The 23,336-nt window shown below is 44.3% G+C and carries 16 protein-coding genes; 10 read left to right on the forward strand and 6 right to left on the reverse strand.

From position 1 onward, the window contains the following. Positions 1–273: 273 nt before the first annotated feature. Positions 274–3,030 (forward strand): CHAT domain-containing protein, encoded by a 2,757-nt coding sequence (locus CLV93_RS15200; RefSeq protein WP_170108972.1) that lies wholly within the window; start codon positions 274–276, stop codon positions 3,028–3,030. A gap of 33 nt (positions 3,031–3,063) precedes the next feature. On the opposite strand, the gene CLV93_RS15205 is transcribed toward CLV93_RS15200, so the two are convergent. Further along, on the reverse strand, positions 3,064–5,205 hold the full coding sequence (locus CLV93_RS15205) for a S9 family peptidase (RefSeq protein WP_106543063.1): 2,142 nt from the start codon (positions 5,203–5,205) through the stop codon (positions 3,064–3,066). Positions 5,206–5,486: 281 nt separating this feature from the next. Between CLV93_RS15205 and CLV93_RS15210 the strand changes: the two genes are divergently transcribed. Together CLV93_RS15210 and CLV93_RS15215 are read left to right on the forward strand one after the other, a co-directional pair. Beyond that, on the forward strand, positions 5,487–6,074 hold the full coding sequence (locus CLV93_RS15210) for an RNA polymerase sigma factor (RefSeq protein WP_106543064.1): 588 nt from the start codon (positions 5,487–5,489) through the stop codon (positions 6,072–6,074). Further along, positions 6,064–7,569, forward strand: coding sequence for a tetratricopeptide repeat protein (locus CLV93_RS15215; protein WP_106543065.1), 1,506 nt, complete (start codon positions 6,064–6,066; stop codon positions 7,567–7,569). The genes CLV93_RS15210 and CLV93_RS15215 overlap by 11 nt, the downstream gene beginning before the upstream one ends. Before the next feature lie 417 nt (positions 7,570–7,986). Here CLV93_RS15215 and CLV93_RS15220 read toward each other — a convergent pair whose 3' ends face one another. Beyond that, positions 7,987–10,080 carry a BamA/TamA family outer membrane protein gene (locus tag CLV93_RS15220; RefSeq protein WP_106543066.1) on the reverse strand — a complete coding sequence of 698 codons (2,094 nt, stop codon included), beginning with the start codon at positions 10,078–10,080 and terminating at the stop codon, positions 7,987–7,989. Positions 10,081–10,246: 166 nt separating this feature from the next. Here CLV93_RS15220 and CLV93_RS15225 point away from each other — a divergent pair, with 166 nt between their 5' ends. The 7 genes from CLV93_RS15225 (at position 10,247) to CLV93_RS15255 (ending at position 16,601) form a co-directional block, all read left to right on the forward strand. Further along, a complete protein-coding gene (locus CLV93_RS15225) occupies positions 10,247–11,176 on the forward strand; it encodes an ATP-binding cassette domain-containing protein (protein ID WP_106543067.1) in 930 nt (309 codons plus the stop codon). Between the two features lie 38 nt (positions 11,177–11,214). Then, a complete protein-coding gene (locus tag CLV93_RS15230) occupies positions 11,215–11,937 on the forward strand; it encodes an ABC transporter permease subunit (RefSeq protein ID WP_106543068.1) in 723 nt (240 codons plus the stop codon). 11 nt (positions 11,938–11,948) lie between these two features. Next, positions 11,949–13,463 carry a GldG family protein gene (locus tag CLV93_RS15235; protein ID WP_106543069.1) on the forward strand — a complete coding sequence of 505 codons (1,515 nt, stop codon included), beginning with the start codon at positions 11,949–11,951 and terminating at the stop codon, positions 13,461–13,463. After that, positions 13,456–14,379, forward strand: coding sequence for a DUF4340 domain-containing protein (locus CLV93_RS15240; RefSeq protein WP_106543070.1), 924 nt, complete (start codon positions 13,456–13,458; stop codon positions 14,377–14,379). The genes CLV93_RS15235 and CLV93_RS15240 overlap by 8 nt, the downstream gene beginning before the upstream one ends. A 126-nt stretch (positions 14,380–14,505) precedes the next feature. Next, the gene (locus tag CLV93_RS15245) at positions 14,506–15,393 is read left to right on the forward strand and encodes a Nif3-like dinuclear metal center hexameric protein (protein ID WP_106543071.1); all 888 of its coding nucleotides are present in this window, start codon (positions 14,506–14,508) and stop codon (positions 15,391–15,393) included. A gap of 15 nt (positions 15,394–15,408) precedes the next feature. Continuing rightward, entirely contained in the window at positions 15,409–16,089 is a 681-nt protein-coding gene (locus CLV93_RS15250; RefSeq protein ID WP_106543072.1) for an HAD family hydrolase, read from the forward strand. After that, positions 16,086–16,601: a DUF6155 family protein gene (locus tag CLV93_RS15255; protein ID WP_106543073.1), complete on the forward strand. Its 516-nt coding sequence runs from the start codon at positions 16,086–16,088 to the stop codon at positions 16,599–16,601. The genes CLV93_RS15250 and CLV93_RS15255 overlap by 4 nt, the downstream gene beginning before the upstream one ends. 74 nt (positions 16,602–16,675) lie before the next feature. Here the strand turns inward: CLV93_RS15255 and CLV93_RS15260 are convergent, their stop codons facing one another. The 4 genes from CLV93_RS15260 to CLV93_RS15275 are packed head-to-tail and all read right to left on the reverse strand — an operon-like array spanning position 16,676 to position 22,939. Further along, positions 16,676–18,064, reverse strand: a complete 1,389-nt coding sequence (locus CLV93_RS15260; protein ID WP_106543074.1) for a TolC family protein — start codon at positions 18,062–18,064, stop codon at positions 16,676–16,678. A gap of 26 nt (positions 18,065–18,090) precedes the next feature. Next, positions 18,091–21,240: an efflux RND transporter permease subunit gene (locus CLV93_RS15265; RefSeq protein WP_106543075.1), complete on the reverse strand. Its 3,150-nt coding sequence runs from the start codon at positions 21,238–21,240 to the stop codon at positions 18,091–18,093. Positions 21,241–21,254: 14 nt separating this feature from the next. Continuing rightward, positions 21,255–22,448: an efflux RND transporter periplasmic adaptor subunit gene (locus CLV93_RS15270; RefSeq protein WP_170108973.1), complete on the reverse strand. Its 1,194-nt coding sequence runs from the start codon at positions 22,446–22,448 to the stop codon at positions 21,255–21,257. 41 nt (positions 22,449–22,489) lie between these two features. Continuing rightward, positions 22,490–22,939 carry a MarR family winged helix-turn-helix transcriptional regulator gene (locus CLV93_RS15275; RefSeq protein WP_106543077.1) on the reverse strand — a complete coding sequence of 150 codons (450 nt, stop codon included), beginning with the start codon at positions 22,937–22,939 and terminating at the stop codon, positions 22,490–22,492. Between the last annotated feature and the right edge of the window lie 397 nt (positions 22,940–23,336).

A 23,336-nucleotide genomic window follows, 5' to 3' on the forward strand; every position in this document is an offset into this window, starting at 1 on the left:
TAAAAAGGTTACCCCCTAAATCAGAAAAAACTCAAAAAAATTATTTAGTTAACATCTAAGTGTTCAAAAATCAGGGGTATATCAGTCGCGTTATTTTCGATAATAAAACCTATTTTTGTGGATGATACTTTATTTGGAAGGTCTATGAGACTTTATAATCTGTTTTTTCATTGGAGTGGAAAGGTTCTCATTTTAGGGATTTTTATACTCTTGACAATTCCTGCTTGGGGAGAAGTTGATTCAATTCAAAAAGAAGATCATTATTCAGAGGCAGTGAGTGAATTTCGCAATTTCAATTTTGAGGACGCATTGGCTAAGTTCAAACTTGCAATTGACGATAGAGTGGAGCAGTATGGTGAAATGTCCATAGAGGTGGGGAATGTGTATTCCAATATTGGAATTATACTCAAGCAGGTTGGGCGCGACAAGGAGGCCATTGACAATTATTCCGAAGCGGAAAAAATATATTTGCAGGTAGGAAAAAAAGCTTTGCCCAACCTGGCAAGTCTGTACAATAATATCGGATTTCTCTATATTCAAAATGGTGATTTTAATACAGCACTGACCTATCTGGAAAATTCGAAAAGCATATTTGAAAGGATCAGGCGATTGGACAGTCCAAATTATCTGACCTTACTATTGAATCTTACGACTGCTTATACAATGTTGAAGAGGTATCCTGATGCTTTTAGTGTTGTTAATGAGCTTAAAGGTAGGGATAAAAATGCCTATGCATTGCTTAGTTATTATGAATCTACTGGATATGTATATAGCAAGATGGAAAAGTACCCGGAAGCTCTGGAAAATCTTTTTTCAGCGTATGAATACGGGAAAGAGAAGCTAGGTGAAGACTTTTATCACGAAGAAGTTATATTGAGCAATATTGGAACCGCATATTTAAATGAAGATCAGTATAATAACGCACTATTATATTTTAATAAATCATTGTTATTGGCTAAAAAGAAGTTCGGTGAAAAGAATGAAGCTTCTTCTGTCATACTAGGTAATATTGGTGTCGTTTATATTCGAAAGTCGGCAAAGGCAAGTGATTTGAGTAAATTTTTGGTGGAAAAGAGAAACCTAATCCTGAAATCGTTGGATTATTTTCAACAGGCTTTGATAGCAATTTCTCCTGATTTTGACGAAAAAGACTGGTCAAGAAATCCGGATATTCAGAATTCATATAGTAATGGTCAGCTGTTGGAAAATCTAAAGCGAAAGGCAGATGCATTGCGCCAACTGGCGGAGGTAGAGACAAATTCAGGAGATCAAGAGTCAGCAATGAAATATCTCAAAAATTCGTTGAGTACGTATGAGCAAGCTATCGAAGTAATTCACCTTTTAAGGAATGGGTATTTGAATCAGGAGAGCAAGTTGGCGCTGGCGGAGAATGAACAGTCGACCTATTTTGAGACGGTTGATGTTGCTACGAAGCTGTATGAGAAGACGGGTGAACGGCATTACCTGGAACAGGCGTTCGAAGTTTCGGAAAGAGGCAAATCCGCGACATTCTTATCAGCTTTACGAGATTTAAAAGCACAAAAGTTTGGAGGGATTCCGGATTCACTACGTAACCAGGAAGAGACGCTGAAGAGTGAGATTGCTGCTTACAAGGCATTTATTTTCAATGAGAATAATAAAGAAAAGCCCGACTCCGTTAAGCTGGGGCGTTGGCAGTCGAAGGTTTATGAATTGGAGCAAAACTACTCTGACCTGATTCATCTGTTTGAGCAAAATTATCCGAACTACTACAACCTGAAATATTCGGATGATGTGGTGACTGTAGATAAGCTTCAGAATTACCTGAAACACCGCGATGCCTTGATTGAGTATGCTGTGAATGAGCCTGAAAAAGGAAAGCCCGGCGAACTAATAACTTTTTTTGTTACCAGTCAGAAATGTGAGGTGAAACGGCAGGTGCTCAATGACGGTTACAACAAAGACATTAATACTTTTCTTGGTTTCCTGCGGAATCCGGATGTATTGAATACCAACCGAAAAAGCTACAATGCTTATGCCCGTTCTGCGTACAGCCTGTACAAGCTTTTAGTGCAGCCTTTCGCGTCTGAAATTCAGGGCTACCGGCTGATTTTTATTCCGGATAATAAACTGGCTTATTTACCCTTCGATGGGATGATTAGTTCCATGCCAGACACGACTCACATGGACTTCCGTAAGCTGCATTATCTGATTAAGGACTTTCCGATTTCGTACTCATACTCAGCAACGTTATTGTACCAGTATTTTAAAAGCGATGCCACGGCACCTCATAATTTAATTGCTTTTGCACCTGACTATTCAAAAGGAGCCACGGTGGATATTAATGCCATTCGTGATGGAGTAAGGGAGAATTTATCGCCGTTGCCGGGAGCCAAAGAGGAGGTAAAAGGAATAACGAAGTTGATTTCGGGGGATGTTTTTGATAATTCAAAAGCTACGGAGAGCAATTTCAAAAAAGATGCAGGCAACTATGATATTCTACACCTGGCGATGCATACGGTTTTGAATGATAGTTTGCCAATGTATTCTAAACTGGTATTTTCACCGGAAAGCGACACGATAAATGATGGCTGGCTGAATACGTATGAGGTTTACAATATGAAACTGAAGGCTCGCCTGGCAGTTCTGAGTGCATGTAATACGGGTTCCGGTAAATTGCGAAAAGGTGAAGGTGTTGTCAGTTTAGCCCGTGGATTCTTGTATGCCGGCTGCCCCAGTATTGTGATGACACTTTGGAATGTAGAGGACGTTTCCAGCGCCAAGCTGATGATTAACTTCTATAAATATTTGCTGAAGGGGTACTCGAAGGATGAGGCGTTGCGCAAGGCGAAGCTCGATCATTTGGCCAATGCCGATCCGTTGAAAGCGCATCCTTATTATTGGTTGGGGTATGTACTGGTTGGCGATCAAACACCACTATTCAGTACCAAAGTTCCCTATTTCATTGGATTAATCATCATCCTTTTGTTCGTGGTGATTGGAGAACGATTCTGGGTAGAGCGCAGAAGAAAAAGAAGAATGAAAAGATAAAAAAAGCCCCGTTTGTAGCGGGGCTTTCTGTTACTATAGATTTTGCAGGAAATAATCACTAACCTTTCTCATCAAATGGATGCGGTCAATGCCATGGACATTGTGCTCTGACGTAGGATAAACAAAGAAATCAACTTGTTTCTGTTGTTTAATACACTCCCGCAGGAATTGCATGCTTTGTTGCATTACGACAGTTTGGTCTTCGGCTCCGTGAATCAACATTAACTTCCCTTTCAGAGAAGAAACATGGTTCAGCATGTTGCACTCTTTGTAACCCTCAGGATTTTCCTGGGGAGTATCCATGTAGCGCTCTCCGTACATTACTTCATACATCTTCCAGTCGACTACCGGACCACCGGCAACGCCAACTTTGAAAACTTCGGGATGGCGCAACATCAGGTTCAGCGTCATGAACCCGCCGAAACTCCAGCCATGCACGCCAATTCTGTTTTTGTCGACATAGGGAAGTGATTCCAGGTAGTCGATGCCTTTCATTTGATCGGCAGTTTCATTAATTCCCAGGTGACGATGAATAATGTTTTCGAAGGCCGCTCCGCGATTCTCCGAACCTCTGTTGTCGACGGTAAAGGCGATGTATCCCTTCTGTGCCATATAATATTGCCAGAAACGGGCGTTGTTGTGCCAGGTATTTCTGACGAGCTGCGCATGGGGTCCACCGTATACATACACAATGACTGGGTATTTTTTTGTTGAATCGAAATCCGCAGGTAAGATCATCCGGCAATAAAGGTCCGTTTTTCCATCGGCTGCTTTGATCGTGAAAATGGTATTCTTCCCAAATTTGAAGTCTTTCAGCGTATTTGCAGCTGTTAAAAGATTACTAACAACTTTACCTTTGTTGGTAATCAGGTTGGTTACCCTTGGAACACTTTTACTTTGATACGTATCGAGCAGGTATTTTCCATCGTCGCTCAACAAGGCCTGATGCGTTCCGTCGGCTTTGTCTAGCCGGGTTATTTTCCCGTTGCTGATTTGAACTTTGTAGATATTTCTGTCAATCGGGCTCTCCTTGGTGGATACGAAATACATGTATTTTTCAGCTGGGTCAAATCCCAGAATATCGGTCACTTCCCATGGGCCCTTTGTGATTTGTTTCAGCATCTTTCCTGAGGTGTCGTAGAGGTAAACGTGGAAATAACCATCCTTACGCGACCAGCGGTAAAAGTGGTTGGGATTTGTTTTTGAGAAGACGATTGGGTGAAGAGGTTCAACATAGGTTTTGCTGGTTTCTTCATATAATGTTTTCACGAAATCACCAGTAGTAGCGTCGTACTGGTTAAGCTTCATGTCATCTTGATCCCGGTTTAATTCCGCAATGTAGATGTACTTTTCAGCAGGCCCCCAGGCAATGTTTGTGAGGTAATGGTCCAGCGGTTTACCGGTTTTCAGGAACACGGTCTTCTGAGTCTTACAATTATATACCCCGAGGGTTACATGGTGGCTTTTCATTCCTGCCATCGGGTATTTCACGGGTTTTAGCTCCGCTTCCCGTGTCATAAAATCAACGATGGGGTAATCGCGCACCATGGTTTCATCTTTGCGGTAGAAAGCCAGCAAATCGCCTTTGGGAGACCAGAAGGTACCTTTTGTGATACCGAATTCACGACGATGAACGTATTGGCCATTAACGATTCCTGTATTCTGGTCATCAGTTATAGCAGTCATCCCGTTTTCATCGGCCACCCACAGGTTATTATCTAACGTAAACGCCACCTTTTGTGCTTTCGCATTGAAATCGGCGAATTTTCCCTCCGGTTTAATGGAAATTGTTTTGGCAATGTGTTGGGAGTTGAGCTGGTAAAGGTTGAAATGGTTACCATTTCTGAAAAGTATTTCGTCCGGATTTATCCAGCTGATTGAGGGAAAACGCTTCAGTGTATCCTGACCCGCGGCCCTCAAAGCATTGTTAATTTGGATTGTTGAGGCATATTCAACCTCTTTTCCTTTTATATTTTTTCCAATCAACTTATGTTTTTCAACATAAGAATATGTATCCTTACTATTCTTTACCCAGGCAAGTTGGTGAAGTCGTTCCGGATTGTATTGACCGTACCGACCAATAATGGCATCTTTTAGCGTTAATTGCCGGGTTTGCGCAAAGGCTGTGGCGCCTATAAACATAAAGGCCACAAGAAGTTTTAAAGTTTTCTGCATCAGAGATATGTTTTTATATGAAATATGAAGAATAAAAAATTTTCATTTTGGCACATAAAAATAGAGAAAGTTCCGTTTTTACTTTGAGCTGACCCTGATTTGTCGGTTTGTAGATTGAATTTTTTTCTCTAAAATTGTTGTAAGCATGAAGTGAGAAAACTAAATCTTCCTATTTTTTGTCGTCTCTTTTGGCTTATTTTTCAAGGGAAACGAAAAAAAATTGAAAAAAAATTGAGTTTACCGGGTTACCTTTTGAGTTGAAAACGTATTAACTAGTGAAAATGATAAATTACACGAACGAAGAACTCCTGAATGGAATTCTGAGGAACGACAATGTAATCCTGCAATACATTTACAAGAACTTTTACTACAAGGTTAACTTCTACGTAAAGAAGAACAGTGGTAATGATGAAGATGCCAGTGATATTTTTCAAGAGGCCATCATCGTCATATACCGTAAGCTTAAAGCCAATGACCTGGTTTTAAACAATGCTTCTTTCGAAACGTACCTCTACTCGGTATGCAAAATCCTCTGGCTTAAGCAACTTAGTAAGAAGAAAGCTGAAAGGGATATGGTGCTTGATAACGCCGGCCTATCAGACGAGGAGTACGACTATAACATCGTAGAAGTAGCTGACAAGAACGAACGGTACCGGTTGTATCAGAAGCATTTCCAAATGCTCGGATCCGACTGTCAAAAGCTGTTACAGCTATTCTTTGATAAAATACCGTTACGTCAAATCTCACAAATGATGGGATATAAGAGTGAGAAGTACGCCAAAAAGCGCAAGTTTAAGTGCAAGGAGTACTTGATCACCAGTATCAAGCAGGATTTGAATTATAAAAAACTGATTGAAGATGATACCTGAAGTAAATAAATATGAGTTGGTCGAGATGTACCTGGGTGGTGAATTGACGGGAGACCAACTCAATGCGTTCCGGACGCGTCTGGTCGACGATCCAGAACTGGCTGAGATCCTCAAGCTGAGCCAGGAGATCGAAGAGGCGATGAGCGAAAAAGACGTGATGGAACTGAGAGGTAATCTGCAAGAAATAACTAACTCCTTCGATTTAGACGAAAACTTCTCCCCGGAAATTTCAGAAGCCTACTTCGGACTGGCTGAAGAAATCGAAGATATTTCTGACCTCGACCTGGATGACGAGGAACTTAACTCCTACAGTAACTCACTCCAGAAACTGCATTTGCAGAATCACAAGAAAGCCTCCAAAGAGACTGTTCATCAAGTTTATAAAGACGAAGCCGAACCGGTTAGTGATAACGAATCCGGCGAATTCACTGAAGCAGACGAATTGCTGTTCCAGGAAATCGAGGATGCCGTTATGGAAAAAGATATTATGGAGCTGAGGGCTAATATCGAAACGATAGCCAAACATATGCCTGCTCATAACCGCACGGTGGAAGAAATTGAAGAATACGTTTCCGGAGATCTATCCGATAAGGAGATGGAAGCCATCGAGCTGGATGCCGAAAGTAATATGGATCTGGCTAACGATATCCAACTGTTCCACGAAGTCAACGAAGCGATCGGCGAAGAAGATGTCATGGAGCTGCGTGCCGCACTGAACATTATCAGTGAAAACGAAAGTTCACATGCTCGTCAATACGAAGAAATCGAAAGCTTCCTGTCCGACGAAATGGATGAAGCGAGTGTTGCTTCGTTCGAGGACGAGATGGCCATGAATCCGGATCTGGCAGCGGATGTCAAACTCTTCCGCGAAGTGGATGAAGCTGTCGGTGAGAAAGATGTTATGGAGCTGCGTGCTTCGCTGCAGAATATCAGGAAAGCAGAAGAAAACGAGAAGAATCGAGAGGTGCGGGGTATTCGACCGCCCAAAACACAACGAATATTGTGGTATACGGTCGCGGCATCTATCGTGCTCATTCTCGGAATCGCAAGCTTTGTAAGGAATCAGTCGTATTCCAACCAGGAAATCTATCGAGATTACTACCAGACTTATAAAGTGGGAATTTTCCGGTCGGCTGACAACTCAGCAGATAATCTGATGACCGATGCGTTGAAGCAGTTTAATGAATCGAACTACGATCAGGCATTGAACTTGTTCCATCAGGTACTCACGAAGAATGAAAATAATCCGGCAGCAAACTTCTACGTCGGCGTTGCTTACCAGGAAGAGAAAGAATACGCGAAAGCTATCCAATCTTACACAAAAGTTGTGAAGCATAACGATAACCTCTTCACCGAACAGGCTCAGTGGTATATCGGACTATGTTACCTGCAACGGGAAGAGAAGGATAAAGCGCTGAAGGTATTCAAGGAAATCGCATCCAGCGATGGATACTATGCCTCGAAAGCGACGGATATTATCAAGAAACTTGATTAAAAAATAATCACAGAGTCGGGAGGTATTCTCCTCCCACTCTTCCGAAAGGAATTATCATCGAAAACAATCAGTGTAAAAAATATTACAACAGGGTTTTAAATTAGGTTTTTTAGAATTTTGGTTAAACAACACAACAACTACTTTTATTTCTTAGGTTAAACAACAAAGCGTTCTTTTTTAATTTTTTAAGGTTATTCAAATTATGTTCCTTAGTAAACGTAAGTTTACAATCCTTGTATCCATAATTTGCTCATGTTTCCTACCGTTCCTTGCAAGTCGATAATGCATGTCGATTATGGATACTTTCCTTTGCACATTACAACTACTATTAAATATTGAGGAGATTAATTAACAGGTTTAGCCCGGTTCCCAGCCGGGCTTTTTTTATGTTCTGAGGTGAAGACATTTTCCAACCGATTAATGGTAAGGTAGAATTTCGGGGCGGCGACCAAGAAAATCATTGAATTCCGATTTGGGTTGGCCCAGAGCCCTGAAGCTCCAGGGATGGATGTCAGGCGGAGTAACGGGAAACCATGTCAGGCGGAATTCGAAAGTATTAATGACCAGCGATTCGTTACGAATGCGGAACCCTAAGCCAACGCCGGCATAGAAATCCTGGTTCAGGATGAACTTCGTGTTGTCACCGATGAAGCCTAAATCGGAAAAGCAGTAAGGAGCAAATCGAAAACCATAGAATTGCGAACGGAGAAAGGTTACCGCTTCCATATTTACTGTGAGTTTTTGTGTTCCTCTGACATAGTCGGTCTTGAACCCTCGAATTCCCCACTCATCATTCAACGTAAGATATTCCTGATTAAAATGATTGAATCCGATGATGTACCGGACATTGATAAATTGCCGGAGTCGATGTCCGTTGATGTTATACAGCCGCGAAAAGAAGTTTCCTTCTCCCAGAATCGTGCTTTGCTCGAGCTGGTTGTGGTGAAAAAAACTTCCGGCTCCCAGTCCAAAGCGCAGGTAGCTGAAATCGGGCAAAACCATTCCTTTTGAATAGTATAGGTGAAGATAGCTCCGATTGTAAAATTCCCCGAAGTCATATCCGGAAGTCAACTCGAGGTAATCGCCGTAAGGAATATCTTCCGTGATTCCGTAGCCGTAAACCAGGTTGTTCTTTTGCAGAAATCGTTTGCTGTAGGCCACCGAACCCAAAATTAGATGGTGGTCGTGAAACAATTGATTTCTTTGCGAAGATACCGTTGGACGGTCGAAAAATTTTCGACTGGAAAGACGCCCTGCAACAATGAAATTACCGGCTGCCTGCGTTTCCTTTTTGCGTTCGAACGAATGACCATACCATGCATCCATATCCAGGAAGCTGACAGTGGTATCCAATCGCATGATCCGGTCATCTGTCAAATAGTCGAAGCGGAATACCCGATTGAATGAAATTCCGCCGGCATTCCTGGTTTTTGACGTTAGAAAACGCTTTTCCAGCATGACTGAAACAGCATTCTTCCGGTAGGTATCTTCTATTCGGAATGCTCCGTTGATGAATTTCCCGCCAATGTTGTTGACGCCATAGAAGCCATGAAAGCCGACGGTTGGGGATTCATGGGAATGATAAACCGTTCCGATAGAGAACTCATGACCGAGGCCAAACATGTTTTGATTAAACAAATCAAATCTCGCTGATTTACTACCGTTAATATCCAGAAGAAATCCCCAGGAGAAATTGTCCTTGGTTACAATGAGCACGTCGACTATCTGGGAATTCAATTGATCCGGAATCAGAATAATGGATACATCTTTAATATAGGGAAGATCACGAATAAGCTTTTCGTCTTCTGCCATTGTTCTTGGATCAACAATGTCGCCTGTTTTAAACAGCAGGTTTTTTCGCAGTACCCAGTCTCGGGTTTTCACATGAATGCCATTTCCAACTTTTGCCAGCCAGTTGTCAAGAACGATGGAGGTGTCTTGTATCGACGGACCAAACACATCGAGTTGTTGAATGCGGATGTGCCCAATTCGTTTTCCGGCAAAAAGCTTAAAGTACTGTTCGCTGTTTACTTCGAGCTGCGATTTGGCGCTCTGTGGCGATGCAATCATCCATCCGTAAAGATACCTGGCCCAGAAACTCCTTTCGGAGCGCACCCTGAGTGAATCATAAAAAGCTTTCGTTTCTGTAGAACGGGAAAGGCTGTCGCGGGTGAGGGTATCTGATTTCTCAGATTGTACTTCTGCCGACTTAACAATATCTTTTCTGGTTTTTATGGGAAGTGGCTTAATCAGTGTGTCAGCCGATACTTTTAGTTGCTCGAAACGCCGGTGTAAATTTTTTTCGGGAACCGAATCTCTGCGGTCGTTTTTGTCCTTTTTATTAATTATTAACGATTCTGATCGTTTTTGATTTGTTGTAGTTAGTGCATGTGTATTTGAAAAAGGTACAGAGGCAGTTACGATTTGGATAGCTGTCGATGAAATGATGATGACCACTGCTCCAAACCGTAAGATTTGCTTTCGACAATATTTGGTATAACGTGTAATCAATCTTTTCGGGGCTGATAGGTTAACAGGCGTTATCTAATCTACAACACTCCTCTGAATCCCTTGTTTTAAGTGCTGTTAAATATTGTTAAACCAAGTTACGTTATGTTTTTCAGGTATCGAAATTTTATAATTTCGGATTTGCAAGTTTTAAATACTGCATCAAGTTATGGACATTATCGTTGAAAAGGTGACCAAGTTATATGGTGCGCAAAAGGCGGTCGACAACATCTCTTTTAAGGTAAATACCGGTGAGGTACTCGGCTTTTTGGGACCCAATGGTGCCGGAAAGACGACGACCATGAAAGCGATTACCTGTTTTCTGGCGCCCAACGAAGGAGATATTACCGTTGGCGGATTGTCGGTTAGAGAAAATCCGGAGAAGGTGAAGAGCCTGATTGGCTATTTGCCTGAGAGTAATCCGCTTTACCAGGAAATGCAGGTGGTCGATTATCTGGCATTTGTTGCCGAATTGCAAGGGGTACCGAAAGAACAAATCCCTGGACGCATTCGTGAAATGATAAAGATTTGTGGGTTGAGCGGCGAGAAATCCAAGAACATCCGTGAGCTCTCGAAAGGATACAAGCAGCGGGTTGGTTTGGCTCAGGCGTTGATTCACGATCCGGAGGTACTTGTTCTGGACGAACCGACGACCGGCCTCGATCCAAACCAGATTGCCGAAATTCGTGACCTGATCCGCAAAATAGGAAAGGAAAAGACGGTCATCCTCAGTTCTCATATTCTGGCCGAAGTGGAAGCTACTTGCGACCGGATTCTGATCATCAGCAATGGTCGCATCGTGGCAAATGGTACTCCGGCCGAATTGCGGATGCGGGCTCACGGCGACGAGATTCTAAAGGTGAAGATTGGTGGCGGAGAACCGGAGGATATTTTTATTGCTTTGGAAGATCTGGAAACTGTTCGTTCCATCGCTATCATGGACAATTCTCCAGAGTATTTCGAAGTTCATAGTCACGAGAATGAAAACTCGGCGCGTCCTATTTTCGAGATGTGTGCCGAAAATAATTGGTACATCGAAGAGTTGACACCGGTAGAAACCCGGTTGGAAGATATTTTCCGCGAAGTAACCATGAATTAGTTGACTTGAAAAGCAAGATTCATTCAAAAAATGGTACAATGAGTAAAACATGGACCATTGTCAGGAGAGAGCTACAGTCGTTTTTTGATTCCCTTACGGCTTACATTATGCTGGTGGCATTCCTCGGATTCAGCGGATTCTTTACCTGGATTTCAGGAAATGACATCTTTTTTATTGGACAGGCCAGTTTGCAATCGTTCTTCAGCATTGCTTACTGGACGCTTTTTCTGTTCATTCCGGCACTTACTATGAGGCAACTGGCCGAGGAGAATAAAACCGGAACGCTGGAGATGTTATTAACGAAACCCATTTCCGACTGGCAGATTGTTTTTGGGAAATTCCTTTCCACTCTCATTTTGATTGTCATCGCTCTGTTTCTAACCTTCCCGTATTATTTCACCGTATGGAGTTTAGGTCCCATCGATCACGGAGCGGTTATCCTGGGATATGTTGGATTGATTTTGATGAGTTCGGCCTACATTAGCATCGGCTTGTTTGCCAGTAGCGTAACGAACAACCAGATTGTTGCTTTTCTGCTGGCGCTGATTATCGGCATTTTCTTTCACGTCATATTCGGAGTTCTCGCTTCATCGCTCACGGGTGCTGCGGGCTCGGTGTTCGATTATCTCAGTATGTCGACGCATTTTAGTGCCATCTCACGCGGTGTAATCGATTCGAGAGATATCATCTATTTCCTTTCCATTGTCGTTATGGGGCTGATGGGCTCCGAGGCATCTCTGGCAAAGCGTAATCTGAATTGAAAAAGCATATCATGAAGAGCAAAAAACTACTATTACCATATTTTCTTTTGTTGGGTGGTGTGCTGATTCTTTTGAATGTTTTAGCCAACCGTTTTTTCTTTCGGATTGACTTTACCGACGATCAGCGCTATACATTGAGTGATGCCACGCATCAAATCATTAATCACCTTGATGATCCGGTTACGGTTACGGCTTATTTTTCGCAGGATTTACCACCGGATGTCAGCCGTGTGCGGACCGATTTTAAGAACCTTCTTCAGGAATTCCATAGTGTTTCGCATGGAAAAGTGAATTATGAGTTTGTTGCTCCAAACGATAATTCCGATACAGAGCAACAAGCAGTCGATGCAGGTATTCAACCGGTGGTTATCAATGTGCGGGAAAAAGATCAGGCGGTTCAGAAGAAGGCATACCTCGGGGCTGTGATTCATTACGAAGGCAAATCCCAGGTGATACCATTTTTGCAGCCGGGCTCCGGAATGGAGTATGCTTTGGCATCAGCTATTCGTAAACTTACAGTGAAAAACAAACCGGAGATTGGTTTGATTCAGGGAAACGGTGAGCCGGCCAAATACGAATTCCCGCAGGTAATGCAGGAACTGAATGTGTTGTACAATGTCAGGAATGTGACTCTGAATGATTCAGTTTACCTGGGAAAATATAAAACATTGATTCTGGATGGCCCGAAGGACAGTATTCCTCCGGAGCAACTGAAACTGTTGAATAATTACCTGGCGCAGGGAGGAAACCTGTTGGTTGCTTTTGACCGGGTAGATGGCCAGTTGGAACGTTCGAGAGGCGTGGCAATTAATACCGGACTGGAGACCTGGTTGGCGGATAAAGGAATCCAGGTAGAATCCAGTTTTGTGACGGATGCCAGTTGTTCAACGATTTCGCTTCGTCAGCAATCGGGGTTGTTTAGTTTCTCCACACAGTTGCAATTTCCGTACTTGCCAATTATCACCACGTTTGCCAATCATCCCGTGACGAAAGGGTTGGAAGCAGTGTCTCTGCAATTCGCCAGTCCGATGAAATATACCGGCGATTCAACTTTGACGTTTATTCCTTTGGCGAAAACATCCCGCATGTCGGGCAAGCAACACACGCCGGTTTATTTCGATATTGAACATCACTGGACCGACAAAGACTTTCCGTTATCCAACGAGGTTGTCGCTGGCTTACTCGAGGGAAAAATTACAGGACCGGCCAATGCCCGAATGATTGTCATTACCGACGGCGATTTTGCAGTGAATGGTTCAGGACAGTCAGCCCGACAACTGCCGGGTGATAACATCAACTTCTTTGTGAATGCTGTCGATTGGCTTTCGGATGATACCGGTTTGATTGATTTGCGTACCAAGGGAATTTCATCGCGGCCATTGGCGAAGATTCAGGATGGAAAGAAATCCTTCCTGAAATACTTCAACTTCCTGTTGCCCACTTTGCTCATCATTATTTACGGTGTATTCCGCGCGCAGCGGAAAAGGTGGATTCGTATCAAAAGAATGGAGGACGACTATGTTTAGGAGAATCGGAATACGCTCATTGGCCGTAGCGTTTACCGTACTTTTGGTGGCGGTTGTGCTGGTGAAAATAGACGATAGCCGGAAAGGCGACCGGACCTTCAACAGCCAGCTTACCAGTTTTTCGACGAATAAAGTGACAGCGATAGAACTGACCCCGAAGCAGGGGGCCGAGAAAATGCTGCGTTTCGAAAAGCATAATAACCATTGGAACATTGTCCTTGGCGGGAAGATTCTGAGCGCTGACAATAATGTCGTTGTCCGGATGCTGTCAGCCATTAGCGATTTGAAAGCAAGAAGTTTGGTTTCTTCATCCGAGAAGAAATTGAACGACTTCGGCGTCGGAGATTCGTCGGGAACGCACGTTGTGGTTTATGAAGGGAAAGAAAAATTGGCCGACCTGGTTTTGGGCAAATTCACTTATTCGGAACCACACAATCTGACCACGTATGTCCGGTTAATGCCCGGAAACGATGTGTTTGCAGTGGAAGGTTATTTGCCGATGCTTTTCAACCGGAAGGTAGACGAATATCGCGATCATCGAATTGTGCACATGGTGACCAGCGACATGACGAAGTTGGCTTTCTCGTATGCCAGTGGTAAATCGTTTACGCTGGTGAATGAGGATGGCCAGTGGAAGGTGAACGGTGTAACGGCCGACTCAGCCAAAGTTGCAGGGTATTTGCAAAAGCTGGGAAATCTGAAGGGAGCCGCTTTCGCGGAGAAAAGTGAAGTGAATTCGGCGCCGGCAGCAACGCTCGATATCACCCGGAAGGATGAAGAGCCTATTGTTACAGTTACTGCATATCAGGATGGACAAGAGCAGCTGGTGAAGTCATCTCAAAATCCATCGGCCGTTTTTAACGACCACAAAGCGTATAATACCGTTTTTGTTCCGAAGAATTATTTTAAACCTTAATATATTTTTATTGATTGAACCTTTATACACTTTAATGCAAGGGAAGAGAGAGTTTAACCGCTCTCTTTTCTTTTTCCCGGAAACGGTTTTTACTAACTTGCTGACGAAAACTTACCTGCCTTGGCTATGAAAAGATTATTACCATTTTCGCTTTTATTGCATGTGATGGTCGTTGGGATCGTTCCGGCAAAAGCATCGGACGTTTTGAGTAAAGATGATTCCTTAACCTGCCGCGAAGTGGTGGAGCAAATCAAGCAGCATGTTACCTGTTCGTGGAATGAAGGAAAGACCGTCGACACTTTTAAAGCGGGTAACCCGGATGAAAAAGTTACGGGTATAGTGACCACTATGTTTGCGACAATGGATGTGCTACGTGAGGCAGTAAAGCAAAACTGCAATTTTATTATTGCCCATGAGCCGCTTTTCTATAATCACCTCGATGAAACCGATTTCCAGAAGAACGATCCGGTTTATCTCGAAAAGCTGAAATACATTAATGATCATCACCTGGTGGTTTGGCGTTTTCATGACCACTGGCACCGTACTAGTCCTGATGGAATTTATGTGGGAATGGTGCGGAAGCTTGGATGGGCCAAATACCGGAAAGGCGACAGTTATATGGTTTTCGAATTTCCGGAAACAACACTGAAGGATTTGGCTGAGCACCTGAAACAAAAATTCCCGCAAGGAGTTATTCGTGTTGTGGGAGATCCCGGGATGAAACTTACCGGCGTGGCATTGGCAGTCGGAGCTCCCGGTGCAGACCGCCAACGACAATTACTTAACCGCGATGATGTACAGGTAGTGATTACCGGCGAAGCGCGGGAGTGGGAAACGCCCGAATATGCGCTCGATGCAACGCAGCAGGGAAGAAGCAAAGCTTTCATCATGATGGGACATGTGCTTTCCGAACAGGCGGGAATGGATTATTGTGCCGAGTGGCTTGGTGGTTTTATTTCGGGACTTCCCATTAAGTTTATACCGAATAAACAACCTTACTGGACCCCTCAATAATTTTACAGAGATAGGATGGCAGAGCAATTGGCGGTGATATTTGACATGGATGGCGTGCTGGTCGACAGCGAGCCGTGGCATTATAAAGTAGAAGAGTTGATTTATGCCGAATTGGGCATCGACGTGCCGGATAAAGTGCATCAACTCTACTTGGGCACGGCAGCCGATTTGATGTGGTCGGACCTGAAGCAGCGTTATGGCCTGAAACAATCGCTGGAAGAGTTGGTGCGGTACGATGAGGAATTTCGGGTGGGCTTTTTCAAAGACCTTGGGAATTTGCAGCCCAACCCGGGTGTAAAGAAATTGCTATCGGGATTGAGCGATGCCAACATTCCGATGGCGGTGGCCACCTCCTCGGTTCCGGGCATTGTCGACATTATCCTGGAACAATGTGGAATCCGTTCTTATTTCGATGCAGTGGTTACCACGGTTCAGGCCGGAAAAAGTAAACCGGCGCCGGATGTTTATCTTTATGCAGCGAAAAAATTAGAGCATGAACCGGCCAATTGTCTGGTCTTCGAAGATTCGATGAATGGCATACGTGCGGCCGTTGATGCCGGCATGGCTTGTATTGCTTTTCAGCCCGAAGGAGTCGTACAACATGATATTTCTGCCGCTCATCATTTTATTACCGATTTCCGCCACGTTTCTCCGGAAACCATCCGCCGGTGGATGACCGATAAACAATTTTCATGAGTAAACGCGAATTAAAACAATACCTGAAAGAACTGACCAAGGAGCAGCTCGAAGAGCAAATCCTCGATTTATACGGACGTTTTAAAGAAGTGAAAACCTTTTACGATTTTGCTTTTAATCCGCAGGAAAATAAATTGCTGGAGGAAGCGAAATGGCAAATCTCCAAAGAATATTTCCCGGTTAACCGGAGGAAACCCAAGATGCGGCGTTCGGTGGCGCAGAAGCATATCCGGAATTTCGTCCGGTTGGGAGTAGATGCGCCGGTGGTAGCCGATCTGATGCTTTATAATGTGGAAGTGGCTCAGACATTTTGCGGCGAACGTCCGGTTACCCAGGAGGCGTTTTATCGGGCAATGCTCAAAGCTTTCGAAGAGGCCTTGCAGTTTATCGAAGAACATGGACTCATCACTCAGTTGGCACCCCGCATTAATCGAGTCGTCGACGAAGCCATTGAGCAACGATGGATGAATCGTGCAGCGTTTGAGAAGACAGCGGCGCTGTACGCGATTTAGAAGAAGATAAGTCGGACAAAAAAAGGACAATGCATGCCGCACTGTCCTTTTTATTTTGATGAATATTCAATTCATTATTTCCAGCCACCGCCTAAGGCACGGTAAAGCGAGATAACTGCAGAAAGTTTCTGCAATCGGTCGTTGACATCATTCAGCTGAGCCGATAACAAACTTTGTTGCGCATTCAGCACTTCGGTGTAGGTGGCTGAACCGTAATTTAAAAGCTGTTCGGTGTATGAAACCGATTTCTTTAATGCATCGAGTTGTTGCTGGCGTAATACAATTTTCTGCTCTGAAGTCTCGTAAGAGTAAAGCGCATTGTTTACTTCCTGTCCGGCATTCAGCAATGTATTCCGTAAATTCAGCAACGCTTCGGTCTGCTGTGCTTTGGCTACTTTCAGGCGTGTTACGTTGGCCCTTTTATTGAATAACGGTTCGGTAAGTCCTCCCACCACATTGGCTGCAAAAGAGGCCGGGTCAAGCAACTTGTCAAGCGCGGTCGCAGCAAAGCCGGTTGATGCCGTCAATGTTAACGACGGGTAGAAATAGGCCCGTGCGTTGTTGGTCATCTCGTAAGCGCTCATCACGTTGTACTCTGCCTGCATCACGTCGGGACGATTATCGAGCAACTGCGAAGGAACACCGGCTTGCATCATCGGTTTGTTGGGCAATGCCAGCAACGAATCACGTTGTATGGTCCCGGGAGTGCTTCCCAGCAGAACGCACATAGCGTTTTCGGTTTCCCTGATTTGTTGGTTCAGGTCAGGAATGATGACTTCGGCAGCATAACGGGCTGCTTCGGTTTGCACCACGGCAGCTCCAGTGACTATCCCGCTTTCCTTTAGCGCTTTCATTGTTTCTACCAGTTCCTTGTTGTTTTTCACCGTCTGACGGGTAATCGCCAATTTGGCGTCAAGAGAAACAAGGTTGTAATAGGCATTGGCAATGTTTGCAATTAAACGGGTTTGTACCGCTTTTTTCCCGGCATCGCTTGCCAGTAAATCGGCATAGGCCGCACGTTTCGAGCTGCGTAGTTTTCCCCAAATATCAACCTCCCAACTGGCTTCGGCGCCAAGCTGATAATTATTTACTTCACGTGGTCCATCCGGATAAATAGATTTAGGATTCCGGGTATAATTATCGGTTGCTTTTGCCGAAATAGACGGAAACAGAGATGCTTTGCTTTGAGAAAAGTAAGCTTCGGCTTCTGCCATTCTTTGAATCGCAATCTGTAAATCCGGGTTATTGGCCAGACCTTCCTGTATGTAATTTTGCAACAACGTATCGGTAAACAGCTCTTGCCAGGGCGTTTCGGCCATGGTCACCGAATCGGTGGGTTCGAAGCCGAAAATACCCTTCGTGTCTACACTGTCGCGATTGAAATGCCGCGACGTATTACACGAAGCCAGCATACCCGCGAGTCCGATAGTCAGTAATATAATTTTATATGATGATTTTCTCATTTCGTTATTTTGTTTTCAGGCATTGATTATTCGAGACTGTTGAGGCCTGAGATTTCACCTTGCTTCGGTTTTTTAATTTTCTCCTCGATTGTCTGGAAGATAACATACATGGCCGGGATAACCAGGATGCCAATGAAAGTTCCTACCAGCATACCTCCGACAGCACCTACACCAATCGAGCGGTTTCCGTTGGCTCCAACTCCACCTCCAACGATAAGCGGCATCAGACCGAAAATCAAGGCGAAGGAAGTCATCAGAATCGGTCGGAGACGGGCTGTTGCTCCATCAATCGCCGATTGCAAAATCGTCTCTCCCCGGTGTCGTCGTTGCAGGGCGAACTCAACAATCAGAATGGCGTTCTTGGCCAGCAAGCCAATCAGCATGATGAGCGATATCTGCAGGTAGATGTTGTTGTTAACTCCCATAATATGAGCAAATATGAAGGCTCCGGCCACTCCAATCGGCAACGAAAGCAGAATGGAAAGTGGTGTGATGAAACTTTCGTACTGTGCTGCCAGCAGGAAGTAAACGAAAATGACACTTAGCAGGAAGATCAAAAGCGACTGGTTTCCCGATGCGATCTCTTCCCGGGTTAAACCCGAGAATTCATAGCTATATCCTGGAGGCAACGTTTCTGCTGCTACCTGTTTTACTGCTTCGATGGCATCTCCCGAACTGTATCCAAACTGTGGCGCACTATTCACGGCAATCGAGGTGTACATGTTAAACCGGTTGATGTTCTCCGGACCATACACTCGTTTCAGAGAAATAAACTCGGTAATGGGAGCCATCTCGCCCGAACCGGTCCTGACGTACATGTTATTCAGATCATCGGGATTTCCACGATACTTCGGACTGGCTTGAACCATGATACGGTACTGTTTCCCGAACCGGTTGAAATCCGATGCATAAAATCCGCCGATGTAACCCTGCAATGCTGCCAGTATGGTACTGACATCGATACCGGATTGTTTGGCCCGAAAAGCATTGACATCGACCAGGTACTGCGGAAAATTGGTGTTAAACGAGGTCATCGCGTATTGAATTTCCGGGCGCTGGTTTAGCGCACCAAGAAAACGCTGCGAAACCTGTTCAAACTTATTGATGTCACCACCGGTCCGGTCCTCGAGCTGGAACTCGACTCCGCCCGAAATACTGAATCCGGGCACCATCGGTGGTGTGAAAATGATAATCTGGGCGTCCTTGATTTGTGAGGTAGCTCCGTAAAGCCTTCCAATCACACTGTTCACATCATGCCCTTTTCCTTTTCGTTCATCAAAAGGCTTCAGGTCACAGAATATCATACCGTATGAACTTCCCTGTCCACTAATGAGTGAACGCCCGACCACCATCGCCCGTCCGTTGATTTCGGGTGTGTGAGCCAGAATGGCGTCGACTTTCTCCATCACTTTCTTGGTTTCTTCCAGCGAAGTAGCAGGTGGAAGGCTCACATTGAGCATCATGATACCTACATCTTCCTTGGGAACAAATCCGGTCGGCGTTGTTCTTAGCAGGAAGTACAACCCGATCGTAAATACCACGATTATCGAAGCGGGAATCCATTTGCGCCGCAGGAAATAGTTGGTCACACGCTGGTACTTCTTGGTCATCACATCGAAAGACGTGTTGAAAGCGCCATAGAATCGCTGCATGAAACCTTTCTTGTGTTTCGCATTCTCATCTTCCGGTTTCAGGAATACAGCACAAAGGGCGGGACTCAAGGTCAAGGCATTCACGGCTGAAAGAACAATCGCAACAGCCAGCGTAATTCCGAATTGCTTATAGAAAACCCCCGTTGTTCCTTTGATAAAAGTAACCGGGATAAATACGGCGGCCATCACCAAAGTAATGGAGATAATAGCTGTTGATATTTCGCTCATGGCGGCAATCGCAGCTTCCTGCGAATTCTTCGCCCCTTGCTCGAGTTTGGCGTGAACCGCCTCCACGATCACAATGGCATCATCCACCACAATTCCAATGGCCAGTACCAAAGCAAACAAGGTTAGCAGGTTGATGGTAAAGCCAAACAAGTTGAGAAAGAAAAAGGTACCGATAATGGCTACTGGAACTGCTATCGCAGGAATAAGTGTCGCCCTGAAATTCTGCAGGAAAACAAACACGACTATAAATACCAGAATGAAAGCTTCCAGCAAGGTGTGCAGCACTTTACTGATAGAATTATCCAGGAATCGGTTGGCATCAATAATGATATGATATTTCACTCCTTCCGGGAAGGACTTTGATGCTTCCTCCAGTACTTTCTTCGCATTGATAATCGTCTCACGGGCGTTGGAACCGGGTGACTGGAAAATTGCCATGGCAATTCCCGGTTTATTCATCACCGAAGTGGTTGTTGAATAGTTCAACGCTCCCAATTCCACTTTGGCCACGTCTTTCAAACGAAGTACATTTCCATCTTTGTCTGCTTTGATGACGATATTCTCAAATTGCGATGCCTTGCTGAATTTTCCTTTGTATTTCAGCACATATTCGAATGACTGTCCGTTTTGCTCACCGAATCTACCGGGTGCAGCTTCCAGACTTTGCTGGTTCAGGGCGGCGATTACATCCGAAGGCATCAAATCGTATGCTTTCATTACATCCGGCTTGAGCCAGATACGCATGGAGTAATCTTTTGAGCTGAAAACCAGTGCTTCACCTACTCCGTTGACACGCTGTATCTGCGGAAGCACGTTGATTTTACTGTAGTTCTGCAGAAAGGTCTCGTCGTATTTACTGTCATCGCTGTAAAGCGAAAAGACCATTAGCATGCTGTTTTGCCGCTTAGCCGTAATCACACCGGCTCGTGTAACTTCGGAAGGCAACAGACTGGTAGCCCTCGCCACACGGTTTTGCACGTTGATGGCTGCCAGATCGGGATCAACTCCCTGTTTGAAATAAACCTGGATTGTTGCCGAACCATTGTTGCTGGCGGTTGAGGTCATGTAGGTCATGTTCTCAACCCCGTTGATCTGTTCCTCCAGCGGTGTGATAACACTTTTCAATACCGTTTCAGCATCGGCACCGGTGTAGTGCGCGGATACCTGAACGGTAGGCGGAGCAATGTCAGGGTATTGTTCAATGGGAAGACTGAACATGCTCAGCAATCCCAGTATGACAATTATGATGGATATGACCGATGACAGAACCGGTCTTTCAATGAATCTTTTGAACATAGTTTGTTAAGCATTTATTTATTAACCTGGTCGGCCGAAGATTGAGCTTGTTTATTGTCAGTGCCGCTATCGGTTACTAATTTCGGTTTAATAGGCATGTTGTTGCGCAATGAGGCAATTCCTTCGACCACGATTTCATCGCCGGGTTTCAAACCACTGGTGACTACATAATTGGTTTTCAGGTTACCAACCAGTATATCAATTTCGGTCGGATGAACCTTGTTATCCTTGTCTACAGTATAAATGAAATGTTTGCCCTGCAGTTCGTAGGTGGCATTTTGCGGAACGATAATCACCGAATCAACATGCTGTGGGATGCGTACGGAACCGCTTCCTCCACTACGAAGAATTCCTTCCTTGTTCGGAAATGTTGCCCTGATGTTCACGGCACCGGTCTGCGGATCGACTAAGCCACTGGCTGTTTGTATCCGGCCTTTTTCCTTGTAAACCGAATTATCAGCCAAAATCAGGGAAACATCAGGCAGGTGACTCATTTTTTCCTGCATGTTTTGTCCTTTCAAGCCTTTCACCATCGTTAGAAACTCTTTCTCGTTCATCGAGAAATAAGCATACATCTCCGTTGTATTCGATATAGTGGTGAGTGGCTGGCTAATGGTACTGCTGACCAAACTTCCGACACGATAGGGGAAGTTGCCGATAAAACCATTAGTTGGACTAGTGATGGTAGCATACTGAAGATTGGCCTGTGCATTGGCCAGGTTGGCTTTCGCCTGAGCCAGTTGTGCCTCTTTTGCTTTTAATGTCGACTCGGATGATTCCAGATCGAATTTGCTGACGATCCCTTTTTCGACCAATGGTTTGGTTTTATCCAGGTTAATCTTCGCAGCAACAATATCGGCTTCGGCAACTTTTACCTGAGCCTGTGCCGAGCGTACGGTTGCCCGGATGTCGTTATCGTTAATGCGGAAAAGAACTTGTCCCTTTTTGACAAAAGAGCCTTCATCTACCAGAATATTCTGAATGTATCCGGCAATTTTCGGGCGAATTTCCACCGTTTGAATTCCTTGTAAATTAGTGGGATATTCCTCGTAAAGAGTGGTTGATTGCGGTTCAACTTTCATCACATTGTATTCTCCGACTCGACCGGCCATTCCCGCTTGCCCTCCCTTTTGTGAGTTTGAGCATGAGATGGTGGTTGCCAGTATCGCAATGAAACTGAGAAATTTGAATAGGTTATTTTTTTTCATTTTGCTTTTTTGAGTGTCTGTTGTTTTTTGGAATATGACGATTAGCATTGGCAATTGCTATCATTCGGTTCACTGTTTTCCTGTATCTTCTCCAGTACATGTCTGAAGACGGATAGCTCATCCTCGCTGATTCCTACGAGAAGTTCGTCAAGTACGTTCTGTACAAGATTTTGGGCTTGCTCCAACGTTTTGAATCCTTCGTCGGTTAGAATCAGCGTTTTCTTACGTTTGTCCTGTTCATTTTGGGTTCTTTTTATATAGTTTTTGTCGATTAATACATTGATTTGTCGAAGTATAATAGATTTGTCTTTGTGCATTTGGTTGGCCAGGTCTTGTTGTGTGAATTCTTTCCCCGAATTCAGTGAACTCAGAATGGCAAACTGTTCAAATGTGATATCAACATCTTTTTTCTTAAACCTGGCAAACAGCTTATTTTTATAAAGCCGTGTGACTTGTCCAAGCAGTTGGCAGATGGGTTTTTCTGTTTTCATAGAATTCCGACTGGATTGATATGCAAAAGTACGCCGAAGTAGTTGACGACATCAACTAAATAACGTTATCTGTATATTAAATGAGGATGCTTTTGTCTTAAATTGGTGTTGGAAAAAGAGATACCACATGTTGACGTTGCTGTTTGTACAGGTGGTTCCAGATTGCACTTGGCGGTTTCTGTAGTTTCTTTTCCGATAAGGGAAAGGTTTCCAGACAAGCCTCGTCCTTGATATCGCCGTCAGGCGAAAAGCGGGCTGGCCGGTTAAAGAATTTCCCGCCAGGGAAAGATGTTCATCACCTTCGGCGAAGCCGGAGGATTGGCAACCTGAATAGAAAACAACTCCAACGAAGTTGAGCGAAAAAGACGGAGTTGCCACATAATTTCCTGAAGCATGC

Origin of the sequence: Prolixibacter denitrificans (genome assembly GCF_003014495.1) — a bacterium.
Lineage (GTDB): Bacteria > Bacteroidota > Bacteroidia > Bacteroidales > Prolixibacteraceae > Prolixibacter > Prolixibacter denitrificans.